The sequence below is a fragment of the Bacteroides sp. L008 genome, assembly GCF_040812255.1.
Classification (GTDB): domain Bacteria; phylum Bacteroidota; class Bacteroidia; order Bacteroidales; family Bacteroidaceae; genus Bacteroides; species Bacteroides vicugnae.
This window is the reverse complement of record NZ_JBFNXO010000001.1, coordinates 2,819,003-2,841,699: the sequence shown is the minus strand read 5'-3', so window position 1 is coordinate 2,841,699 and position 22,697 is coordinate 2,819,003. Positions and strand designations below refer to the sequence as shown.

Below are 22,697 nucleotides of genomic sequence, written 5' to 3'. Positions count from 1 at the left end.
TTAGAAAAAATAATAGTGGATGCTCTCGGGGGCAAAGATAGGACTTATTATTAGTTTGTTTTTATTTTAATTCGAATTTTCTTCTGATTTATTTCTATTTAGTGTATATTTGCCACAGAAATTTTGGTGTCACTCGTCCGATGCTACGGAAGAGTGGTGAAAAGGGAATCAGGTGTAAATCCTGAACAGACCCGCTGCTGTAAGCTCCGCCAATAGTTTTCCTACAATACTCAAATCCACTGTCTCACTTTGGAGAGATGGGAAGGGCGTTAGGAAAATGGAGTAAGTCAGAAGACCTGCCAAAGTTGAATTCTTGAAACTTTCTGGGATTAGAGTTTGAAGAGTGCAGTTTTTTTATTCAAAATACATCTTTATTGATGATGTGAAGTTCCGGAAGGGAATAATATGCCTTTTTGAATGTGCCATTATACGGGAAAGAAGTACGTATATGTGTTTGAGTGTGTGGAAAATTGCATCCTTGCTGTAACCCTATGAAAGTTTATTATTTTAATTAATAAACAGGAGGATTATGTTCGGGCAGATTCATTTTAGGATATTTTGGATAGGATGCTTTTTGAGTATGGTTTCATGGTTGTCAGCACAAAGCAAGCTGGACAGTTTACATCATCTTAATGAAGTAGTAGTCACTGCTAAAATTAATAAGGAAGTGATTCCTGTTCAATCTTTATCAGGAGATAAGTTAGAAAAGTTGGCGGTACATTCAGTTGCAGATGCCATACGTTATTTTTCAGGAGTGCAAATAAAAGATTATGGTGGAATAGGTGGTTTGAAGACCGTTAATATTCGAAGTATGGGGACGAATCATGTCGGAGTGTTCTATGATGGCATTGAATTGGGGAATGCTCAGAATGGAGTTATTGATTTGGGGCGCTTTTCTTTGGATAACATGGAAGCTGTCACTTTATATAATGGTCAGAAAAGTGCAATTTTTCAGCCGGCAAAAGATTTCGGCTCTGCGGGATCTATCTATCTGCAGTCGAGGACGCCTGTGTTTCAAGGAAATAGAAACTATCATGTAAGAGCGACCTTTAAAACGGGATCTTTCGGAGTTGCCAATCCCTCTTTGCTTTGGGAACAAAAACTGAGTGAGAATGTGAGTGCATCACTTAGTACCGAATATATGTATACAACCGGAAAGTATAAATTTACTTATGCTGTAGCCGGGGGATATGATACTACGGCAGTCCGTCGCAATGGAGATGTGAATGCTTTACGTGCCGAAGGAGGCTTATATGGTAAAATGAAAGGTGGATACTGGCGTACGAAAGCTTATTTTTATAATTCGGAGCGTGGATATCCTGGTGCTGTTGTTCGGAATCGTTTCTCACATGAAGATCGCCAGTGGGATAAAAATTTCTTTTTTCAGTCTTCTTTCAAGAAAGATTTCGGTGGAGTATATAGTTTGTTGTTGAACACCAAGTATGCGTATGATTATTTGCACTATTTGGCAGATCCCAGAAAAGAGGAGGCTACTATGTATGTGGACAATACATATCGTCAACAGGAAGTTTATTTGTCAATGGCTAATAGGGTAACTCTTCTTCCTTTTTGGGATGTGAATCTTTCAGCGGACTATCAATGGAATAAGTTGGATGCTAATCTGACTGATTTTCCTTATCCCCAACGGAATACGACATTAGTAGCAGCGGCTACTTCTTTACATTTTGAGCGTTTTAAGTTGCAAGCTAGTGTTTTAGGAACTTTCGTACAGGAAAATGTTGCTTCGGATACTACTTCAGCCGGGAATAAAATGGAATTTACTCCTACTTTCATGGCTTCCTATAAGCCTTTCAAGAATATTGATTTTAATTTACGTGCTTTTTATAAACGGATATTTCGTATGCCGACATTGAATGATTTGTATTATACATTCATAGGAAATATAAAATTAAAACCTGAATATACGAATCAATATAATGTAGGGTTTACTTATCAGAAATTATTTGCCGGAACGTGGCTGCAAGCTTTAAATGTTCAACTGGATGCATATTATAATGAGGTGGAAAATAAAATAATAGCAACTCCTACCAATAATTTCTTTCGTTGGACAATGGTTAACTTGGGGCTTGTCAAAATAAAAGGGGTGGATGTCGTTTTGCAGGGAAATTGGAAATTGGGTGATGATTGGATGTTTGATAGCCGATTGTCATATACTTACCAAAAAGCACAGGATTTTACTGATAAGCTGGATAAAGATACGTATGGAGGACAAATAGCGTATATACCCTGGCATAGTGGTTCGGCCATACTGAATGCTGAATACAAATCATGGGAGTTGAACTATAGTTTTATATATACGGGAGAACGTTATGATGTTTCTGCCAATACTCCGGAAAATTATCACCTTCCTTGGTATACAAGTGATTTATCTTTTGCAAAGAATTTCAATTGGAAAAAGTATGATTTCAAGTTGGCTTTGGAAGTGAATAATATTTTTAATCAACAATATGAAGTCGTAAGGTCTTATCCGATGCCCGGAACTAACTTTAAATTCATTTTATATTTAACTATATGATGGTGAAGAATATTCTTTTGCATGTCTTGTTTGGAATAGTAACAAGTTGTTGTTTGTTTGCTTGTCGGGGAGAACTGCCGGTTTTACCTTCTGATGAGATAGAAGTTGGTAAGGATCCGTTGGGAGGGATCCGTATCAAAGGAATGTATCTTCTTAATGAAGGAAACATGGGGAGCAATAAATGTACGCTTGATTTTTATGATTGTACTACCGGTAAGTATCATCGCAATATTTATGCTGAACGAAATCCGTCTGTGGTAAAAGAATTGGGAGATGTTGGAAATGATTTGCAGATTTATGGGGATAAATTGTATGCTGTAATCAATTGTTCAAACTTTATAGAAGTGATGGATGTGGAAACAGCGCAACACTTGGGGCAAATAGATGTAACGAATTGCCGGTATATCACTTTTAGCGATGGAAAGGCGTATGTTAGTTCTTATGCAGGGCCTGTCGGAATAGACCCTAATGCACGCCCGGGAAAAATAGTTGAAGTAGATACGACTAATTTGGCTATAACCCGTGAAGTGGTGGTCGGTTATCAGCCCGAAGAAATGGTAATAAAAGATGGAAAACTCTATGTCGCCAATTCCGGCGGTTACCGTTTCCCGGATTATGACCGGACTGTATCAGTCATTGATTTGAAGACCTTTAAAGTTATTAAAACTATTGACGTGGCTATCAATCTTCACCGTATGAAGTTGGATCGTTACGGGCGTATATATGTGAGTTCGAGGGGGGATTATTATGGAACCGGGTCAGATGTTTTTATTATAGATACTCAAACGGATCGTGTGACAGGGAGTTTGGGACTTGCTGCCAGTGAGATGTGTATGAGTGGAGATTCTATCTATATGACAAGTGTGGAATGGAGTTACGTTACGGAAAGTAATACTATCACTTATACTCTTTATGACGTGAAACAAAATAAAATAGTTTCTCACAATTTTATTACTGATGGAACAGAAACAGAGATTGCAATTCCATATGGGGTGGCCGTAAACCCAGAGACAAAAGAAATTTTTGTAACAGATGCAAAAAGTTATGTAGTGCCCGGATATCTTTATTGCTTTAGTCCTGAAGGAAAGAAAAGATGGAAAGTCAGGGCAGGAGATATACCGGCTCATTTTGCTTTTACAACGAAAACATTTCAATAACTAACTGATAATTAATAAAAATGGAAAGGAAGATTTTAAGACTAACATGGGGCATTGCAGTTTTTTTATGTTGGGGAACTGTATTCACAGGGTGTGGTGATGAAGAAGATACTTTTGAAAATATAGAACCTACTCCTGAAGGGGCTACGGCCTATATCACTAAAGTTTTTGATTTTGTTCCGGCCGTAGGACAATTTACTAATTCGTTGCCGGAATATGAGGAAGGTGATACACAAGAGGCAATGAATGAGAAAGTGTTGGCTGCTATTGGTAATAATAAAAAAGGAATGATTTCGTTAGGAGGATTCGGGGGATATGTTGTGGTAGGTTTTGATCATACGATCGCCAATGTTGTTGGAAAACGTGATTTTCGAGTGCTTGGCAATGCTTTTTATTCTACGGATAATCCTGATATCAATGCACCGGAGGGAGGAAGTTGTGAGCCGGGAGTGATCATGGTGGCTTATGATAAAAATCAGAATGGTGTGCCGGATGATGAGTGGTATGAAATTGCTGGTAGTGCTCACGAAAACCCTGCATTAGAATTATGGTATGATAAGGCTGTAACTGCTGGAAATGATGTGAAGACTTATCGAAACTATGAAATTACATACTATCGTCCGGAAAAAGAGCCGACCACTTCGGAAGAAAGGGAGAAATATATCTGGTGGGAAGATAATCAGGGAAACTCCGGATATAAAGTGAAGAATACATTTCACAAGCAATGTTATTATCCGGAATGGATAAAAGAAGATAAAATAACTTTTAAGGGAACTTGTTTACCTCAAAATGCTGTTGACGAAAGTGGGCAAGGTAGTTATTTTGTATTGTATAAATTCCGTTATGGTTATGCTGATAATGAATTGAATACAAAAGACGAGTCTGCTATTGATATAGATTGGGCAGTAAATTCAAAAGGTCAAAAGGTGCATTTACCCGGGGTTGATTTCATAAAGATATATACTGGAGTCAATCAGGGAAATGGGTGGTTGGGGGAATGCTCCACTGAAATATCAGGAGTTGAGGACTTACATATTTTAGGAGTTGATATTGATACACGTAAATAAGTAAAAATAATTTATAATAATGAAGATAAAAATGAGAAAGTATTTAGTATTGGCAACTGTTGCCTTGAGTTTAGCTTTTGCAGCTTGTGATGATGAGAATAATGTGAACTCATCTGTATTGATTGGGAGCGGATCGGGAAGTAATGTGTTAGCGCAGCTGGATACATTATACTTAGATGCTCGGATTGAAAATCTGTCAGGAACAATGAAATATCTGTGGACAGTAGATGGAAAAGAAGTGTCAACCGCTTCAACATATAAATTCTCACAACCTAAGACTGGAGAGTATGTTATAGGCTTGACTGTATCAGACAGTAACGGCGAGACCTTTCAAACGAATATGACTGCCAAGGTGGAAGGACGGTTTGGTAATGGCGCTTTTGTTTTGAATGAAGGAAATATGAGTAATGAGACAGGAACTCTGACCTTTGTTGATTCAAAAGGAATAGCGGTAGATAGTGCGTATTATCGGGTAAATCAGACTTTGCTCGGTAATGTCTGTCAGGACTTGTTTATTAGTGATAACCGAATTTATATACTTTCTCAGAATGGCGCAAAGAATGGGGGTGAAGGATTATTGACTATTGCTGATGCAGATAATTTGGAGAAAGTGAGAGTGTATAATAATACGACCTTATCTTGGCCGACTAACTTGGCTGTGGTAGGAGAAAATCTCTATATTCGTGATAACAAAGGAGTTTATATGTTAAATACTTCTACAGATGTTTTGACTTTAGTTGAAGGCACTAGCGGAGCTTTGAAAAATCGTATGGCTGTGGTTGGAGAAAAAACTTTTGTAATGGGTAGTAAAAAGCTTTTCGTGATTCAGAATGGAGTTGTTGTACATACGATTTCATTCGAAGGTGCTTTATCCGGCGTCGCTAAGGCGTTTGATGAAAATTTGTGGGTATCGTGTACAAGTCCGGCAAGTATTATAAAAATTAATCCGGTTGATTATACAATAATTGATTCTCATCAATTAGATGTCAGCATCGGTGCTGGCTGGGGAGTTGCTCCTGCCTTTTCTGCGAAAGATGATATTATTTATTTTAGCAATGCCGGCTTTAAGTTATATCGGCATATTTTCTCTCAAGATAAGACAGAAGAGGTTGCTAATATAAAAGATTATGTGGAAGATGCCGGCATATATTATAATAGTTTGGGAGTTGATCCAGTAAGCGGAGAAGTCTATTTTGCGACTTTAAAAGGATATGCAGAGTATAAAACAAATGATATTGCTATTTTGGATTTTACTAAGTCGCCGGTTTTGCAGACTGATATTAAAAATAAAAATAGTTTTCCTGCAGGAGTTTTCTTCACGGAAAATTTTAAGTAAAAAATATAGTTTATAATCTATTACGTTGAATGATAGAGGCTTCCTTGTCCGAGAAAAGAATGTCCTTTTAAGAAGTATATTTTTTGATTGGTAAGGAAGTCTTCTTTTTGTTTGGATATATTGTGACCTTGTGTGATTGGAATGTAATTAGTTTTAATAAAATGGATAAAGTAGTATGCTTTCAAGAAAACTCCTTAATTTTGTGTCATAATTTCGACAGAATTAAATATTAGACTTGACTACTATTGATATGAAAATTAGCAGACTATGCGGGGGCTTTTTATTAATCTTTTGCATGCATACAATAATGTATGCTCAACAAGTGAGAACTGTGCGAGGAAGAGTGCAGACTGTGGAAGCCGGCAGTAATGAGAAGCGGGCATTGCCATCTGCCAGCATTGTTATTTTGGCGAAGAGCGATTCTGCCTTTATCAAGGGGATAACAAGTGATAAGAATGGGCGTTTCGTTCTTAATTATCAACCGCAGAAGAAAAAGAAATACCTGTTGAAAGTCTCTTTTATGGGAATGCAATCTGTATACCGGGCACTGGAAGACTCTATATCGGTGAATATCGGTACAGTGGTATTGAAAGATGATGATATTCAGATTAGTGAAGTGACGATAACGGGAAAATTGCAGGAAGTAGTGATGGAGGGAGATACTACGGTTATCAATGCTGCCGCTTTTAAGACTCGTGAAGGAGCTTATCTGGAAGATTTGGTGAAGCGTGTTCCCGGATTGGTATATAATAAGAAAGATAATTCGTTGATATACAACGGACAGCCCATCAGTGAAATCAATGTAAATGGTGAAGCTTTTTTCGCCGGAGATAAAAAGACAGCGCTCGAAAATCTTCCGGCGGACCTGATTAGTAAGTTGAAAGTATATGATAAGAAATCAAAAGAAGAGGAGTTCACCGGAATTAGTTCAGGAGAAAAGAAATATGTACTCGACTTGCAGACTAAGGATGAATTGAACAAAACCTGGCTGACAAATGCAACGGTAGGATACGGGAATAACCAGAAGAAGGATTTGGAGGGACAAGTGAATTATTTTAGTAAAGACGGAGATAATCTTTCTTTTATCGCACAGTCTACCAACAGATACCAAAATAGTACGTACAAGGATAATATCAACAATTCGGTAGGAATGAATATGACTCATAAGTTCGGTAAGAAATTCTCCCTGACCGGAAGTGTGAACTATAATTTGAACCGGAACGGAAATCTTTCTTCCATTTATCAGGAACAGTATTTGCCGGCAGGTAATCAATACTCTGCGTCTACTAACGAAAGTAACTCTAAGGGGCGGTCGATTAGTTCTAACTTCATGGGAAGCTGGGAAGTGGATAAGCGTACACGCATACATTTCACCGGTAATGTAGGAATCTCTCCCAACAGGAATGAAAACAGTAGCCAGAATGCATCCTTTGATGCTCCTCCCGGCATAAGTCATGAGAGCTTGTTTGATGACTTTGAATCTATTCCTCGGAATATAAAAGTGAATCGTAGTGAGAACCGGTCGCGTTCGGAGAATCAGTCGAACCGTTATAGCTGGATGATGGGTATTATGAGGCGTCTGAATGAAAAAGGTACAACGCTGGCATTGAATATCCTGAACTCGGATTCGTGGGGAGATAATGAAAGCTTTTCGCTTTCCAAAACTACTTATTTCCGTCTCGAAGATAAATTGGGAAATGATTCGGTGCTTTATCGTAACCAGTATTTGAAGTCGCCTCAAAAAAATAATTCATGGAGAGTCGGGATTACCTTTGCCCAGCCTATTGGTAAGAAGATGCATTTCCGGGTAGCATATAACTGGGATACTAACTATGAGCGTGATAATCGTGATACGTATGAATTATCTTCTCTGACGAAGTCGGAAGTTTTTGGTGAGCTGCCTCCCGACTATGAAGCAGGATATGTGGATAGTTTGAGCAATCGGAGTCATAGTCGTACGAATGGACATAACTTGGATGTAGGGCTCAATTACTCCGATGATACCTGGATGTTTAATGCCTCATTGGGAATGACCCCGCAAAAACGTGCCATTGAACGGAAAATGGGAAAGCTCTATGCGGACACTACCATGCATACTATCGACTTCCAGCCTATGATATGGGTGAATTGGAAAAAGAAAGAGGCGCGGATCACTTTCAATTATAGCGGTAGAACCCGGCAACCCTCTTTATCTGATTTAATGCCGCTGACGGATAACAGTAATCCGTTGCATATCACCCGGGGAAATCCGGATTTGAAACAGATGTTTTCTCATAGTGTCCGTGTGGGCTTTCAACACTCAAAAAAAGGTATATCTGCGAATATCGGCGGGCAAATGGAACAGAATAGCGTGACGCAGGTAGTGCTATATGATGCACAAACCGGTGGACGTGAGACATCTCCTATTAATATTAACGGAAACTGGAATGTATATGGAAGTGCCAACTGGTGGAAGCGTCTGGGACATTTTTCCTTGCGGTTGGATATGAACGGTAATCATAGCAATCGTGTCAGTATGATTAATGAAGACAAGAGCCTCGAACCGAAGAAAAGTACGACACGTGATACCGGATTGGGGTGTGACGCGAATGTATCTTATCAGCCCACGTGGGGAGGCATTGATTTCTCTACTTCCTGGAATTATCAGTATTCGCTTAATTCTATCAATGATAACGATACCTATACACGTAATTATAGTTTCCGTCTTGAGGGATACGTTGACCTTCCTTTTGGTTTGCAATTACGGACTGACGGGGCTTATTCTTTCCGTAATGGTACGAATATCCGTAAAGGCGAAGATGACCAAATGTTGTGGAATGCAAGTGCTAGCTGGCGGTTCTTGAAAAAGAAAGAAGCGGAATTATCTGCCTATTGGGCGGATATTCTCGGAAAGAGGAAGAGTTTCGGGCGTACGACTACTTCTGATGGTTTTTATGAGTTCCGTAACCAAGAAATAAAAGGATATTTCATAGTCACTTTTAAATATAACTTTCGTTTGATGATGTGATTTTTAGAAAAAAGTCGTATGTTTGCTACAGAACCATAAAACAAAATGTACTATGAGCGGTAATTACGTTATCAATATCGGCCGTCAGTTAGGTAGCGGTGGAAAAGAAATAGGAGAGAAGTTGGCTGCCCGTTTGGGGATCAACTTCTACGACAAGGAACTGATCAATCTGGCTTCAGAGGAAAGCGGATTGTGTAAGGAGTTTTTTGAAAAGGCTGATGAAAAAGCTTCGCAAGGTATTATTGGCGGACTGTTCGGTATGCGTTTTCCTTTTATTAGTGAGGGAGCTATGCCATGTAACAACTGCTTGAGCAATGATGCCTTGTTCAAAGTACAGAGTGATGTGATCCGTCATCTGGCAGCAGAAAGATCTTGTGTCTTTGTAGGACGTTGCGCAGATTATATTCTGCGGGAACATCCTCGTTGTGCGAATGTTTTTATTTCAGCCTCTAAAGAAGATCGCATAGCACGGTTGTGTAGTATGCATCATATTGATGCGGAAGCTGCAGAAGAAATGATGGAAAAGGCGGATAAGAGACGTTCGGAATACTATAATTATTATAGCTATAAAACGTGGGGAGCAGCAGCTACTTATCATTTGTGTATCGATTCTTCTTCTTTGGGAATTGAAGAGACAGTGCGGTTCATTGAAGAATTTGTGGTAAAGAAACTGCAGCTTGTATGATAGGGTGATAGAAAAGTAGATTGAAAAAATAAATAAAGCCGGCATATTTCATTAGGATATAGCCGGCTTTATTCTTTATGTGCTAAATTTGATTTACATCATTGTTAATAATATCATCTGTCCTGTCAGAATACGGAGGAACATCGATAACGGATAAACTGTAGAATAACCCACTGCCGGAGCATCTCCGGAGGTTGTTTGGTTGGCGTAAGCCAATGCGGGGGGATCGGTATTGCTACCGGCTATCAATCCCATTAGGGTGAAGTAGTTTACCTTATAATATAATCTTGCGATAGCACCGATAATAAGTAGCGGGATGACGGTGATCAGGAAACCACAGCCTACATAAAGCAGACCGTCACCTTCAACTACCGTTTGCACGAAATTGGCGCCGGCATCTATACCTACACTGGCAAGGAAGAGTACAATACCGATTTCGCGAAGCATCAGGTTGGCACTCATGGTTGTATAGGTTACTAAATGTAGCTTATGACCAAAACGTCCGATAAGAATAGCCACTACCAGCGGCCCGCCTGCCAAGCCTAATTTTAAAGGAGTCGGCATGCCCGGAAATGCAATCGGAAGACTACCCAGAAGGATACCTAAGAAGATACCAACGAAAATTGTGACAATGTTCGGTGTATCCAAGCGTTTCAATTGATTACCCAGTACACCGGCTACGCGTTCTACTGCATCTTGCTGTCCTACTACCATTACGCGGTCACCTACTTGAAGTATCAGGTTCGGATCGGCAAATAAATCCATACCGGAACGGTTGATACGGGTAATATTCACCCCATACATGCTACGGAAGTGCATAGAACCTAATGTTTTACCATTGATTTCCGGTTTAGTGACCAGAATACGGCGGGAAACCATTGGAAGATCTTGTTTCTCCCAGTCGAGTTCCACTTCTTTTCCGATAAATACAACAATTGCCGGAGCATCTTCTTCCGAGCAGACGATAAATAACTGGTCGCCTACATTAAACACTGTTTCATGGTCGGGAATACTTACATGACCATCATGGCGGATTCGAGAGCAAACGAAGTTACGACCCAAGAACTGCTTGATTTCAATCAGGGTTTTTCCACTGATTGATTCGTTCCGAACTTCCAGGCTCATCATGTGAGGTTTGTGGTGTGCATCACCGCTTTGAGTCTTTAAGTTCTCTTCCTCTTTGGTCATGTTGACACGGAAGATGTAACGGATAGCGATGATAGAGCCGATGATACCTACCACACCAAGCGGATAGGCACAAGCATATCCCAATGCAATCTGTGGACCAGTATAATTTAGCTGGTTCAAGGCTTCATTGGCAGCACCAAGTCCCGGAGTGTTTGTGACAGCTCCATAGAGGATACCTACCATCATCGGCAGTTCTACCCGGCCGTTCCAGAGGTAATAGAGTCCCAGTGCAACAGCAATATTTAACACTACGATGCCTACAGCCAACAGGTTCAATGTCATTCCTCCTTTTTTGAAAGAGGAAAAGAAAGATGGCCCCACCTGAAGACCGATACAGAATACGAACAAGATCAATCCGAACTCACGGATGAAATGTAGGATGTGTGTATCGGCCGTGAAGCCGAAATGTCCCATTAGGATGCCGGCAAACAAAACAAATGTGACGCCCAAAGATACTCCGAATATCTTTATTTTACCAAGATACACGCCGGCAGCCACTACAAATGCGTAGAGGAGCACGATGTGAGCTACGGAGCTGGGGTCCCACAATAAACTTTGTAACCAATCCATAATATAGCAGTTTTTATAATGTTTTTCTAAAAACGGGTGCAAAATTACTCATAACATCGGAGCAAATCAAATAAATGAAGAACTAAAAATGAAGAATTTCTATGCAGATTGTATACATTCGACGAATCGGGACGCCCTGTGCGAATTTTCCCTAAAAAAGAGATTCGTTTTAACTTATTGGTTATATTTGCAAGTCGAACGACGGATGTTTAGAAAGAGATAGATAAAAATAAAGACAATATTAATCTTGTTTTAATTTTAAATAAACTATGGCAGACAAAAAAGAAAAACTCTTCTCAGACTTTTCTCCTGTCTCTACCGAACAATGGATGGAGAAGGTTACAGCCGATTTGAAAGGTGCTGATTTTGAGAAGAAGCTCGTTTGGAAAACAAACGAAGGGTTTAAGGTGAAACCTTTTTACCGGATGGAAGATCTGGAGGATTTAAAAACTACTGATGCGCTTCCTGGGGAGTTCCCTTATTTAAGAGGAACTAAAAAAGATAACAATGCGTGGTTGGTTCGCCAGGAAATTAGAGTGGAATGTCCGAAAGACGCCAATGCGAAAGCACTGGATATCTTAAATAAGGGTGTTGACTCACTTTCTTTTCATGTGAAAGCAAAAGAACTCAATGCGGAATATATTGAAACACTGTTAAGTGATATTCAGGCGGAGTGTGTTGAACTGAATTTCTCAACCTGTCAGGGGCATGTGGTTGAGTTGGCTAATCTGCTGGTAGCTTATTTCCGGAAGAAAGATTATGATGTGAAGAAACTGAAAGGTTCTATCAACTATGATTTCTTCAACAAGATGCTGACTCGTGGCAAGGAGAAAGGTGATATGCTGCAAACAGCCAAATCCTTGATTGAAGCCATTCAGCCGCTTCCTTTCTATCGTGTGCTGAATGTAAATGCTTTATCATTGAATAATGCAGGTGCTTATATTTCTCAGGAATTGGGTTATGCTCTGGCTTGGGGAAATGAATATATGAGTCAATTGACTGATGCCGGTATTCCTGCTGCTATAGTAGCCAAGAAAATCAAGTTTAATTTTGGTATCAGTTCCAATTACTTCCTTGAAATAGCAAAATTCCGTGCGGCACGTTTACTTTGGGCAAATATTGTAGCTTCTTACAATCCCGAATGTGTGCGTGATTGCGAGAATAAAGGTCCTAACGGAGAATGTCGTTGCGCAGCAAAAATGGCGGTTCATGCCGAAACCTCTACTTTCAATCTTACTTTGTTTGATGCACATGTGAATCTGCTTCGTACACAAACAGAAGCAATGAGTGCTGCATTAGGAGGCGTAGACTCAATGACGGTAACTCCGTTTGATAAGACTTATGAGACTCCGGACGAGTTCTCGGAACGTTTGGCTCGTAACCAACAACTGTTGTTGAAAGAAGAATCTCATTTTGATAAAGTGATCGACCCTGCTGCCGGTTCTTATTATATCGAGAATCTGACTGTGTCTATTGCAAAACAGGCTTGGGAACTCTTCCTTACTGTAGAAGAAGCAGGTGGCTTCTATGCGGCATTGAAAGCAGGAACTGTTCAGGCTGCTGTGAATGAAAGCAACAAGGCTCGCCACAAGGCAGTTGCACAGCGTCGTGAAGTGTTGTTGGGTACAAATCAATTCCCGAATTTCAATGAAAAGGCTGGTGATAAGCAACCTGTTGAAGGTAAGTGCTGCTGCGGAGGTGACTCTCATACTTGTGAGAAAGATGTATCCACATTAGTGTTCGATCGTGCTGCTAGTGAGTTTGAAGCGTTGCGTCTTGAAACAGAAGCGTCGGGTAAACGTCCGAAAGCGTTTATGTTGACTATTGGTAATCTGGCAATGCGTCAGGCACGTGCTCAATATTCTTGTAACTTCTTGGCTTGTGCCGGTTATGAAGTAGTCGATAATCTGGGATTTGAAACTGTAGAAGCAGGAGTAGAGGCAGCTATGGCTGCAAAAGCTGATATTGTTGTTATCTGTTCCAGTGATGATGAATATGCTGAATATGCAATTCCAGCTTTCAAAGCACTGAATGGTCGTGCTATGTTTATCGTTGCCGGTGCTCCGGCTTGTATGGACGACTTGAAAGCCGCAGGTATCGAAAATTTCATCCATGTCCGTGTCAATGTATTGGATACCTTGAAAGAGTTTAACGCTAAACTATTGAAGTAAGATGAGAAAAGATTTTAAAAACATCGATATATATGCCGCATTTCAGCCGACGAATGGTGCTGAATGGCAAAAGGCTAACGGTATCTCCGCTGACTGGAAAACACCGGAACACATTGAAGTGAAGCCTGTCTATACAAAAGAAGACCTTGAAGGAATGGAACATCTTGGCTATGCTGCCGGACTCCCTCCTTATTTGCGCGGTCCGTATTCAGTAATGTACACTCTTCGCCCTTGGACTATCCGCCAGTATGCCGGATTCTCCACTGCCGAAGAATCAAATGCATTCTATCGCCGTAATTTGGCTTCCGGTCAGAAAGGTTTGTCAGTAGCATTCGACTTGGCTACTCACCGTGGATATGACCCCGATCACGAACGTGTAGTAGGCGACGTAGGTAAAGCCGGTGTATCTATCTGTTCATTGGAAAATATGAAAGTGCTGTTCGATGGTATCCCATTGAACAAAATGTCTGTGTCTATGACAATGAATGGAGCTGTGCTTCCGATTATGGCATTCTATATCAATGCCGGTTTGGAGCAAGGTGCTAAACTTGAAGAAATGGCCGGTACTATCCAAAATGATATTCTGAAAGAATTCATGGTGCGTAATACTTATATTTATCCGCCTGCATTCTCTATGAAGATTATTTCTGATATTTTCGAATACACTTCGCAGAAGATGCCTAAGTTCAACTCTATCTCTATCTCCGGTTATCACATGCAGGAAGCAGGTGCAACTGCGGATATCGAGTTAGCTTATACATTGGCCGATGGTTTGGAATATCTTCGTGCCGGAACGGCAGCAGGCATTGACATTGATGCATTTGCACCGCGTCTGTCTTTCTTCTGGGCGATCGGAACCAATCACTTTATGGAAATAGCCAAGATGCGTGCTGCACGTATGTTGTGGGCGAAGATTGTGAAGCAATTTAATCCGAAGAACCCGAAATCACTGGCATTGCGTACTCACTCACAGACATCCGGTTGGTCGTTGACAGAACAGGATCCGTTCAATAACGTAGGGCGTACTTGTATTGAGGCTATGGCTGCAGCTCTGGGGCATACTCAATCTCTGCATACCAATGCATTGGATGAGGCTATCGCTCTTCCGACAGATTTCTCTGCACGTATTGCCCGTAATACTCAAATTTATATCCAGGAAGAAACTTATGTTTGCAAGAACGTTGACCCATGGGGTGGATCTTATTATGTAGAGTCTCTGACTAATGAGCTGGCACACAAGGCTTGGGAACACATTCAGGAAATTGAAAAATTGGGTGGTATGGCGAAAGCTATCGAAACAGGTATTCCTAAGATGCGTATCGAAGAAGCTGCTGCACGTACACAAGCCCGTATTGACAGTGGTCAGCAGACAATTGTCGGTGTGAACAAGTATCGTTTGGAAAAAGAAGCTCCGATTGATATTCTTGAAATTGATAATACGGCTGTTCGTCTTGAACAGATTGAAAACCTGAAACGTTTGAAAGAAGGACGTAACCAAGCTGAAGTGGACAAAGCATTGGCAGCAATTACCGAATGTGTAAAGACTGGCAAGGGTAACTTGTTGGAATTGGCTGTGGAAGCAGCTCGTGTTCGCGCAACATTGGGTGAGATTTCTTATGCTTGCGAACAGATAGTAGGACGTTATAAAGCAATAATTAGAACGATATCAGGCGTGTATTCATCAGAAAGTAAAAACGATAGCGACTTCAAACGTGCTTGTGAACTGGCCGAGAAGTTTGCGAAGAAAGAGGGACGTCAACCTCGTATCATGATTGCGAAAATGGGACAGGACGGTCACGACCGTGGTGCTAAAGTCGTAGCAACCGGTTATGCTGACTGTGGTTTCGACGTGGATATGGGACCCTTGTTCCAGACTCCGGCGGAAGCTGCTCGCGAGGCTGTTGAAAACGACGTTCATGTAGTAGGTGTTTCTTCACTGGCTGCCGGACATAAGACATTGGTTCCGCAAATTATTGAAGAACTGAAGAAACTGGGTCGCGAAGACATTGTAGTGATTGCCGGTGGTGTTATTCCTGCACAAGATTACGATTTCTTGTATAAGGCAGGTGTAGCTGCTATCTTCGGTCCGGGTACTCCGGTAGCGAGAGCTGCTTGTCAGATTTTGGAAATTCTAATGGATGAAGAATAAGGAAAACTATCTTATTGACAGATTGTATATGCAATAAGTAACCATGAATCAATAGAAAAAAGGGTCAGTTACTGGCCCTTTTTTTGTATCCTATTATTGAAAACTTTCTTTTGGGCGTTTTATAAAAAAGTACCTCAGATTTGATTTATTGAAAAAATATTCATAATATTGTCATCACTTTGTTAACTGTTGCCCCGTACCTTTGCGCATAAATTTCTAAACTATGGTAGATTTCATGGATGATAAACAATTATTGGGAGAGCTGAAAAGAGGCAATAATGCAGCTTTTGAGTTTCTGTTCAAAAGTTATTATCCTCGTTTGCGAGGGTATGCTATTCGTTTTATAGAAGATGAAGAAACGGTTCGTGATATTATTCAAGAGTGTTTCTTACGATTTTGGGAACGTCGCGAAATGTTATCTGCTTTCTCACTTACTTCTCTTCTTTTTTCTATGGTCCGCAACGGATGTCTGAATTATCTGAAACATCGCTCGATTGTTGAAAAGTACCGGGTGGAATACCTGGCAAAGGTGGATGGGGAAGAAAGACTCTACTATGCAGACTTTATGCAGGATGCAGAACATAAATTATTATACAAAGAATTGCAGGAGCAGATTGCCCTTGTGCTTAATCAGTTGCCGGACAGGTCGCGTGAGATTTTTTTGTTAAGCCGTTTCAGGGGATTGAAGAATAGGGAAATTGCAGAAAAACTACAAATATCTACCACAGCAGTCGAAAAGCATATAGCAAGGGCTTTGCAATATTTTTCCCGGCATTTCAGCGAACGCTATCCGGTGGATCTGTATATAGTGATATTGGCATGGCTGATGATGGAGCAGAAATAATCAATGCACTCTTCGGTTATATAAAGAATAAGAAGCAGGAAAGTTTTTTCTGCTTTTTTTGTTTCAGAGGTTGGGTAAAAGAAATATGGGTTGTTACATCTTATAGAAAGTGAATATAATGAAGCAAGAAGAAAATATCCATGAATTGGCTATTCAGTATTTTGAAGGACGCATATCAAGAGCTGACGAAAAGAATCTGTTCGAATATATCGAACAGGTGGAAGGTGGCTATGGCAGGTTCCGTCAGTGGGAGAGGGAATGGATGAATCACCGGAATACCGATTCGGAGACAGATGCCGAATGGGAAGCTTTGAAGCATAAGATGTATACGCAGGAAGCGATTGTCCCGTTATTGAGAAAGTCGAAACTTGGTATATGGAAGATAGCCCGTATCGCTGCCGTTATAGCATTGATTGTCGGTACTACGTTGGGTATTCAACAGGCTATTTACTTGTTTACGCCAAAGACTTTCTTTGTTTGCGAAGCTCCGTTGGGGGATAAGAGTAAGATACAGCTTTCGGATGGTACGGTTGTGTGGCTGAATGCAGGTTCCGTATTGAGATATTCGAATTATTTTAATACAGCCGACCGAGTGGTAGAGCTGGAAGGGGAGGGGTATTTTGAGGTGACTAAACAGAATGGAAAGCAATTCACGGTAAAGACGCATGAATATGATGTGGTGGTAAAAGGTACGAAATTTAATGTATCTGCCTATTCGGACGATTCTTATATAACAACCACCTTGCTGGAAGGAGCGGTAGAGTTGAATTATAAAGAAGATCAGATACGGATGTCTCCAGGAGAATCTATTTCTTTGGATTTGGCAACAGGACAGTTGAAAGGAAAGAAGGTAAATGCACGTCAGGCAATGGCGTGGGCGGAAGACAGGATTGAATATGATGACATTACGTTAGGAGAGATGGTGAAGAAACTTTCACGTCAGTACGATGTGCATATTCAGTTAGAGTCGGAGAAATTGGGAGATATGAAGTTCCGTGTTTCGTTGCGTAATAAAGAGACAATCGTAGATGTAATGGACGCACTGAAAGAAATCATACCTATCAAAGTAGAATATAAGGAAAAGGATATATATATAAGATAAGAACTCAATGTTTAATTGTAAAGAAATCAGGTATGAATATTACTCAAATAGGCAGATTTGGGATGCTGTTGATGATGGCATCTGTTGCAATCTCGTGTTCTGACCCTAATCCTTTGGACTCATATACTCGTGTTCCGTTCGAAAAAACGGAAACGGATGACGGAAATAGTGATGGTGATGGAGACGGTGCCGGTGGTTTGTTCGAGAAAGGAAACGGAACGGACAGCAAACCTTATATGATAATGAATGCTACGCAGATCAGAAATATGCGTAGTGTGTTGAAATCGGGAATGAAAGTTTATTTCCAGTTAGGTGCTGATATTGATATGGCAGGCATTGATGACTGGCAGTCGTTGAATGGTTCCGGTGATTTTCCTTATGAAATAGATTTTGACGGAGACAGCCATGTCATTAAGAACTTCAAATGTTCTGCCGGTGATTATCCGAGTTTCTTCGGAGTATTGTGCGGTGATTGTCGTAATGTAGGCTTTGTGAATGCTTCTGTATCATCTGCTCGGCAGGGGATTGGAATTATTACCGGTTATCTCGGACTTAAAGATAAAGGTAACGGAAATAAGACAGGAAGAATTGTGAACTGCTATACGACCGGTGAAGTGATCGGTTCTGGTGCGGCAGGTGGAATAGCCGGTGTATTGGCAAATAGCTATGATGGGCAGGAAAGTTATATAAAGAACTGTTATTCAAATGCAACGGTCAGCGATCAGGCGGCAAGTGGCGGAAAAGCAGGCGGTATTGCCGGACGGAAAGTAGGTGTCGGCGGATTTATTGAGAACTGCTATGCATACGGAGCAGTCAGTGCAACTAAAGGAGGCGTAGGCGGTATTTTGGGACAAATTGACAAAAGTTGTGACATTGCTATCAAGAACAGCGCAGCATGGAGTAACTTGACCGGAGTGGATGCTTCGTCAACCATAGGACGCATTGTAGGGGTTTCTGCTTCATTAGGCAGTTATGAGAATTGTTATACCTGCGAAAGTATTGTACTCAAAGTGAATGAAAAAACGATTACCGCATCAGACGAATCATCAGCCACGGGAACAACTTTTCACGGAGTGGCGAAGTCAGCGGAAGAACTGGGGAATATCATCGTAGCCTGGAATCCGAATCTTTGGAAAAAAGGAACGAACGGTTATCCGATATTCCAGTGGTCTGAATAAATAAAGCCAGTCGATACAAAAAAGCAGAAATAATCTGCTTTTTTGCTTTTATAGGGGTTGGGCAGATGAATGATGAGTTGTTTTATCTTATAGAAGCGATTCAGAGAAATACTACAATCGAATATATATATCCTTAAGTATAAATCACTTTAAATTGTAACAACTTAATTGATAAAATTATGAATGACCGAAGAAACTCATTTTTTAGACTGTTTCTCCTGATTCTGTTGTGTTTGGGCGTCCAGTCACTACGGGCGCAGACAGTTACAAAGGTCTTTAAAGATGAGCCGCTGAAGGCGGTATTGAAAGAAGTTGAGCGGCAGACGAAGTACTCCATTATCTATAAAACGGACGAGGTTAATGAAAACAAGAAGATAACGGCTTCCTTTCAGCAGGCAACTGTTAATAATGTGCTTGCTACTGTTTTGGATAAGGATGTAGAGTATAAACTACAAAACCGGATGATTATCATCACAAAGAAAACAGAACGTAATACTGCTGCCGTCCCATCGCAGCCTTTACATCGGGTTACGGGGAAAGTGGTCGATGTGAACGGTGACCCGGTAATCGGTGCCAGTGTACAGGTGATGGGACAGTCTATGGGAACGATCACGAATTTGGATGGTGAATTTACATTGTCCTCGGTTCCGGCCAATGCCCTAGTCGTTGTGTCCTATATCGGATTTGAGAAGAAAGAAATTAAAGTCTCCGACCTGCAGAAATCTTCGAGGGTAATACTCCGGGAAGATACGGCTACGCTGGAAGAAGTGGTGGTGGTAGGCTACGGTACTCAAAAGAAAATAAACCTGACGGGAGCTGTTGCAGTAGTAGACAGTAAAGCGATGGAAGACAGACCCGTGCCGAGAGCCTCACAGATGTTGCAAGGGACTGTGCCCAATATGAATGTAACTTTTGGGTCAGGGTATCCGGGAGCTTCGGCAACTATCAATATCCGTGGTGTGAATTCTATCAGTGGCAATGCATCGCCATTAGTGCTGATTGACGGAATAGAAGGGGATATCGACCGCTTGAATCCAAATGACATCGCTTCCATTTCCGTATTAAAAGATGCATCTTCGGCCGCTATTTACGGAGCTCGTGCTTCTTATGGCGTTATCCTCGTGACTACCAAAGAAGGTTCAGCCCGTAAGACTACCGTTTCGTATGATGGAAGATATTCATGGAGCAATCAGACGACTTCTACTGATTTTGAAACCAGGGGATATTACTCGGCAGGTATCAACGACTTGTTTTATACCAATTATAACGGAAAGCCTTATACCAACTATACGGAAGAAGACTACCGCCAGCTTTGGTTGCGCCGGAATGATAAAACGGAGAATCCCGAACGTCCCTGGGTGGTTACCGACCAACGTGACGGAAGAGATACATACGTCTATTACGGTAACTTCGACTGGTATAATTATCTTTATCGTAAAAACAGACCGATGTGGGAGCACAATATCAGTGTCAGTGGGGGAAATGAAAAGTTGAACTATTATTTATCAGGAAATACAGTTGACCAAACGGGTATCTTCAGACAGAATCCTGATAAATATAAGGTATATAATTTCAGAAGTAAAATCTCGGCAAAGATCACTCCACGACTGACAATCAGCAATAACACGAAGTACCATTATAATAGTTACTCTTATCCGGGATTATCGGGTATTAATAACAACTTCAATACTGCGGTGAATCATGCACTGGCGAGCTTTGTACCCATTAATCCGGATGGCAGTGCAGTGTATCTGACTTCGTTGAGCAATTCTGCCATTTTGGATGGCATGGGAGCTATCCTTGCTTATGGAAAACATAAGAATGAAGACCAGCGGTATGAGTTTTCCACGACTTTCGAAGCAAGTTTCAATGTAATGAAGAACCTGAATGTCCGTGCAAACTACAGCTACCTGCACTATAACTATCAGACCATGAACAGAACAGTAAATGTACCATATTCCAAATATCCGGGTGAGATATCCTATCTGACTACCGGAAGCGGTGTGAATCAGTTGAAGGAAACACAGACCAATCATTGGTATCAGGCTTTCAATGTTTATGGTGATTATATGCTGGATATTGCCGACCATCAGATAAAAATCATGGCAGGTTACAATTATGAAACCAAGCGTCTGAAAGATATCAAAGTCTCCCGCCAGGGTTTGCTCTCCGATGACTTGAATGACTTAAATCTGGCAGTCGGAGATGCGATGACTATGTCCGGCGGACAGAATGAATATGCGCTTTTGGGAGCATTTTATCGTCTTAATTACTCCTATAAAGGAGGTCGTTACCTATTTGAGACAAGCGGACGTTATGACGGAAGTTCACGTTTCAGAAGCGGACACCGTTTCGGTTTCTTCCCCTCGGCTTCCGTAGGATGGAGAATAAGTGAAGAACCGTTTTTCGGGAATTTAAAGAAGAATATTGATAATGTGAAATTGCGTCTCTCATACGGTTCGTTAGGAAATCAGCAGGTAGGATATTACGATTATATCCAAACCATTAATACCAACGGTACAATGAATTATATCTTTGGCGATCAGAAGAAAGGCTCTTATGCAAGTGTCTCCGACCCGAACTCCGCTGACCTGACCTGGGAAACCGTTTCGACTTGGAACGTAGGACTGGATCTCGGATTCCTGAACAACCGCCTGAACCTGACTGCCGATGCCTATGTTCGTGATACTAAAGGTATGCAAACTTCCGGTAAAAAACTTCCCGGTGCTTATGGAGCCAACGAGCCCAAGCAAAATGCAGCCAACTTGTGTACCAAAGGCTGGGAATTGATGCTGACTTGGAATGATGCTTTCAAACTGGCAAACAAACCTTTCCGTTATAACCTGTCCGTAGGTTTGGCAGATAATACATCGAAAATAACCAAATTCGATAATCCTTCCAAGATATTGAGTGATTATTATGTAGGTCAGAAATTGGGAGATATCTGGGGATATGTAGTGGACGGACTTTTCAGAACAGACGAAGAAGCGGCAAACTATAATGTCGACCAAACAGCAGTCAACTTCGTTATCAATACAGCGCAGGTGAATCCGGGACTTCACGCCGGTGATATGAAATTTGTTGATTTGGATGGCGACCATACAATATCTTCCGGCTCGAACACGGCAGATGATCCGGGCGACCGCAAAATAATCGGAAACTCATTACCGCGCTATACATACAGTATTCAAGGTGGTTTCGACTGGTATGGATTCGACTTCTCCATCTATCTTCAGGGAGTAGGACATCAAGACTGGTATCCGGGCACTAATTCTGTATTCTTTTGGGGACCATACGCTCGTCCGTATTCATCGTTCATTCCACGCGATTTCTTGAGTCAGGTATGGAGTCCGGAAAATCCCGATGCCTATTTCCCGCGCCCGATAGGGTATCTTGCCCTCGGCAACAACCGTTCTTTGGGAGTGGTGAATGATCGTTATTTGCAGAATCTGGCTTATTGCAGAGTGAAGAATATCACAGTAGGCTATACGATTCCCGCCGTATGGACGAAGAAGGTAAAGATAGAGCGCCTGCATATCTATTTCAGTGGTGAGAATCTGTTTACCTTCTCTCCGCTAAAGAGCGACTACATTGATCCGGAACAAGCATCGGCAGAAAATTCCATCCAATCGGCAAATGGTAACGCAAAGTTGTACCCTTGGTCAAAGACCTATTCTTTTGGAGTGAACGTAACTTTTTAAACTAAC

At 41.1% G+C, this 22,697-nt stretch carries 13 protein-coding genes and 1 riboswitch; of the genes, 12 read left to right on the top strand and 1 reads right to left on the bottom strand.

Going from position 1 to position 22,697, the window contains the following annotated elements:
• Positions 1-107: 107 nt before the first annotated feature.
• Positions 108-319: riboswitch (cobalamin riboswitch) on the top strand.
• 210 nt (positions 320-529) lie between these two features.
• The 6 genes from AB3G73_RS11280 (at position 530) to AB3G73_RS11255 (ending at position 9,788) form a co-directional block, all read left to right on the top strand.
• The gene (locus tag AB3G73_RS11280) at positions 530-2,536 is read left to right on the top strand and encodes a TonB-dependent siderophore receptor (RefSeq protein WP_234132467.1); all 2,007 of its coding nucleotides are present in this window, start codon (positions 530-532) and stop codon (positions 2,534-2,536) included.
• A complete protein-coding gene (locus AB3G73_RS11275) occupies positions 2,533-3,693 on the top strand; it encodes a DUF5074 domain-containing protein (RefSeq protein ID WP_367744934.1) in 1,161 nt (386 codons plus the stop codon). Before AB3G73_RS11280 ends, AB3G73_RS11275 begins: the two co-directional genes overlap by 4 nt.
• 20 nt (positions 3,694-3,713) lie before the next feature.
• Positions 3,714-4,760 (top strand): hypothetical protein, encoded by a 1,047-nt coding sequence (locus AB3G73_RS11270; protein ID WP_367744933.1) that lies wholly within the window; start codon positions 3,714-3,716, stop codon positions 4,758-4,760.
• Between the two features lie 19 nt (positions 4,761-4,779).
• Positions 4,780-6,096 (top strand): DUF5074 domain-containing protein, encoded by a 1,317-nt coding sequence (locus AB3G73_RS11265; protein WP_367744931.1) that lies wholly within the window; start codon positions 4,780-4,782, stop codon positions 6,094-6,096.
• 295 nt (positions 6,097-6,391) lie between these two features.
• Positions 6,392-9,103, top strand: coding sequence for an outer membrane beta-barrel protein (locus AB3G73_RS11260; protein WP_367744928.1), 2,712 nt, complete (start codon positions 6,392-6,394; stop codon positions 9,101-9,103).
• Positions 9,104-9,155: 52 nt separating this feature from the next.
• Positions 9,156-9,788 (top strand): AAA family ATPase, encoded by a 633-nt coding sequence (locus tag AB3G73_RS11255; protein ID WP_138274543.1) that lies wholly within the window; start codon positions 9,156-9,158, stop codon positions 9,786-9,788.
• Between the two features lie 93 nt (positions 9,789-9,881).
• On the opposite strand, the gene AB3G73_RS11250 is transcribed toward AB3G73_RS11255, so the two are convergent.
• Positions 9,882-11,546 (bottom strand): putative transporter, encoded by a 1,665-nt coding sequence (locus AB3G73_RS11250; protein WP_148365151.1) that lies wholly within the window; start codon positions 11,544-11,546, stop codon positions 9,882-9,884.
• Between the two features lie 269 nt (positions 11,547-11,815).
• Here AB3G73_RS11250 and mutA point away from each other — a divergent pair, with 269 nt between their 5' ends.
• The 6 genes from mutA (at position 11,816) to AB3G73_RS11220 (ending at position 22,691) form a co-directional block, all read left to right on the top strand.
• Positions 11,816-13,717, top strand: a complete 1,902-nt coding sequence (gene mutA, locus AB3G73_RS11245; protein WP_367744926.1) for a methylmalonyl-CoA mutase small subunit — start codon at positions 11,816-11,818, stop codon at positions 13,715-13,717.
• 1 nt (position 13,718) lies between these two features.
• The gene (gene scpA, locus AB3G73_RS11240) at positions 13,719-15,866 is read left to right on the top strand and encodes a methylmalonyl-CoA mutase (RefSeq protein WP_148365149.1); all 2,148 of its coding nucleotides are present in this window, start codon (positions 13,719-13,721) and stop codon (positions 15,864-15,866) included.
• A gap of 223 nt (positions 15,867-16,089) precedes the next feature.
• Positions 16,090-16,710, top strand: coding sequence for an RNA polymerase sigma-70 factor (locus AB3G73_RS11235; RefSeq protein ID WP_004312400.1), 621 nt, complete (start codon positions 16,090-16,092; stop codon positions 16,708-16,710).
• A 118-nt stretch (positions 16,711-16,828) separates the two neighbouring features.
• Positions 16,829-17,812 carry a FecR family protein gene (locus tag AB3G73_RS11230; protein WP_217721705.1) on the top strand — a complete coding sequence of 328 codons (984 nt, stop codon included), beginning with the start codon at positions 16,829-16,831 and terminating at the stop codon, positions 17,810-17,812.
• A gap of 32 nt (positions 17,813-17,844) precedes the next feature.
• Entirely contained in the window at positions 17,845-18,990 is a 1,146-nt protein-coding gene (locus AB3G73_RS11225) for a peptidase M26 (RefSeq protein ID WP_367744923.1), read from the top strand.
• Between the two features lie 179 nt (positions 18,991-19,169).
• On the top strand, positions 19,170-22,691 hold the full coding sequence (locus AB3G73_RS11220) for a SusC/RagA family TonB-linked outer membrane protein (protein WP_367744921.1): 3,522 nt from the start codon (positions 19,170-19,172) through the stop codon (positions 22,689-22,691).
• The last annotated feature ends 6 nt before the right edge of the window (positions 22,692-22,697 follow it).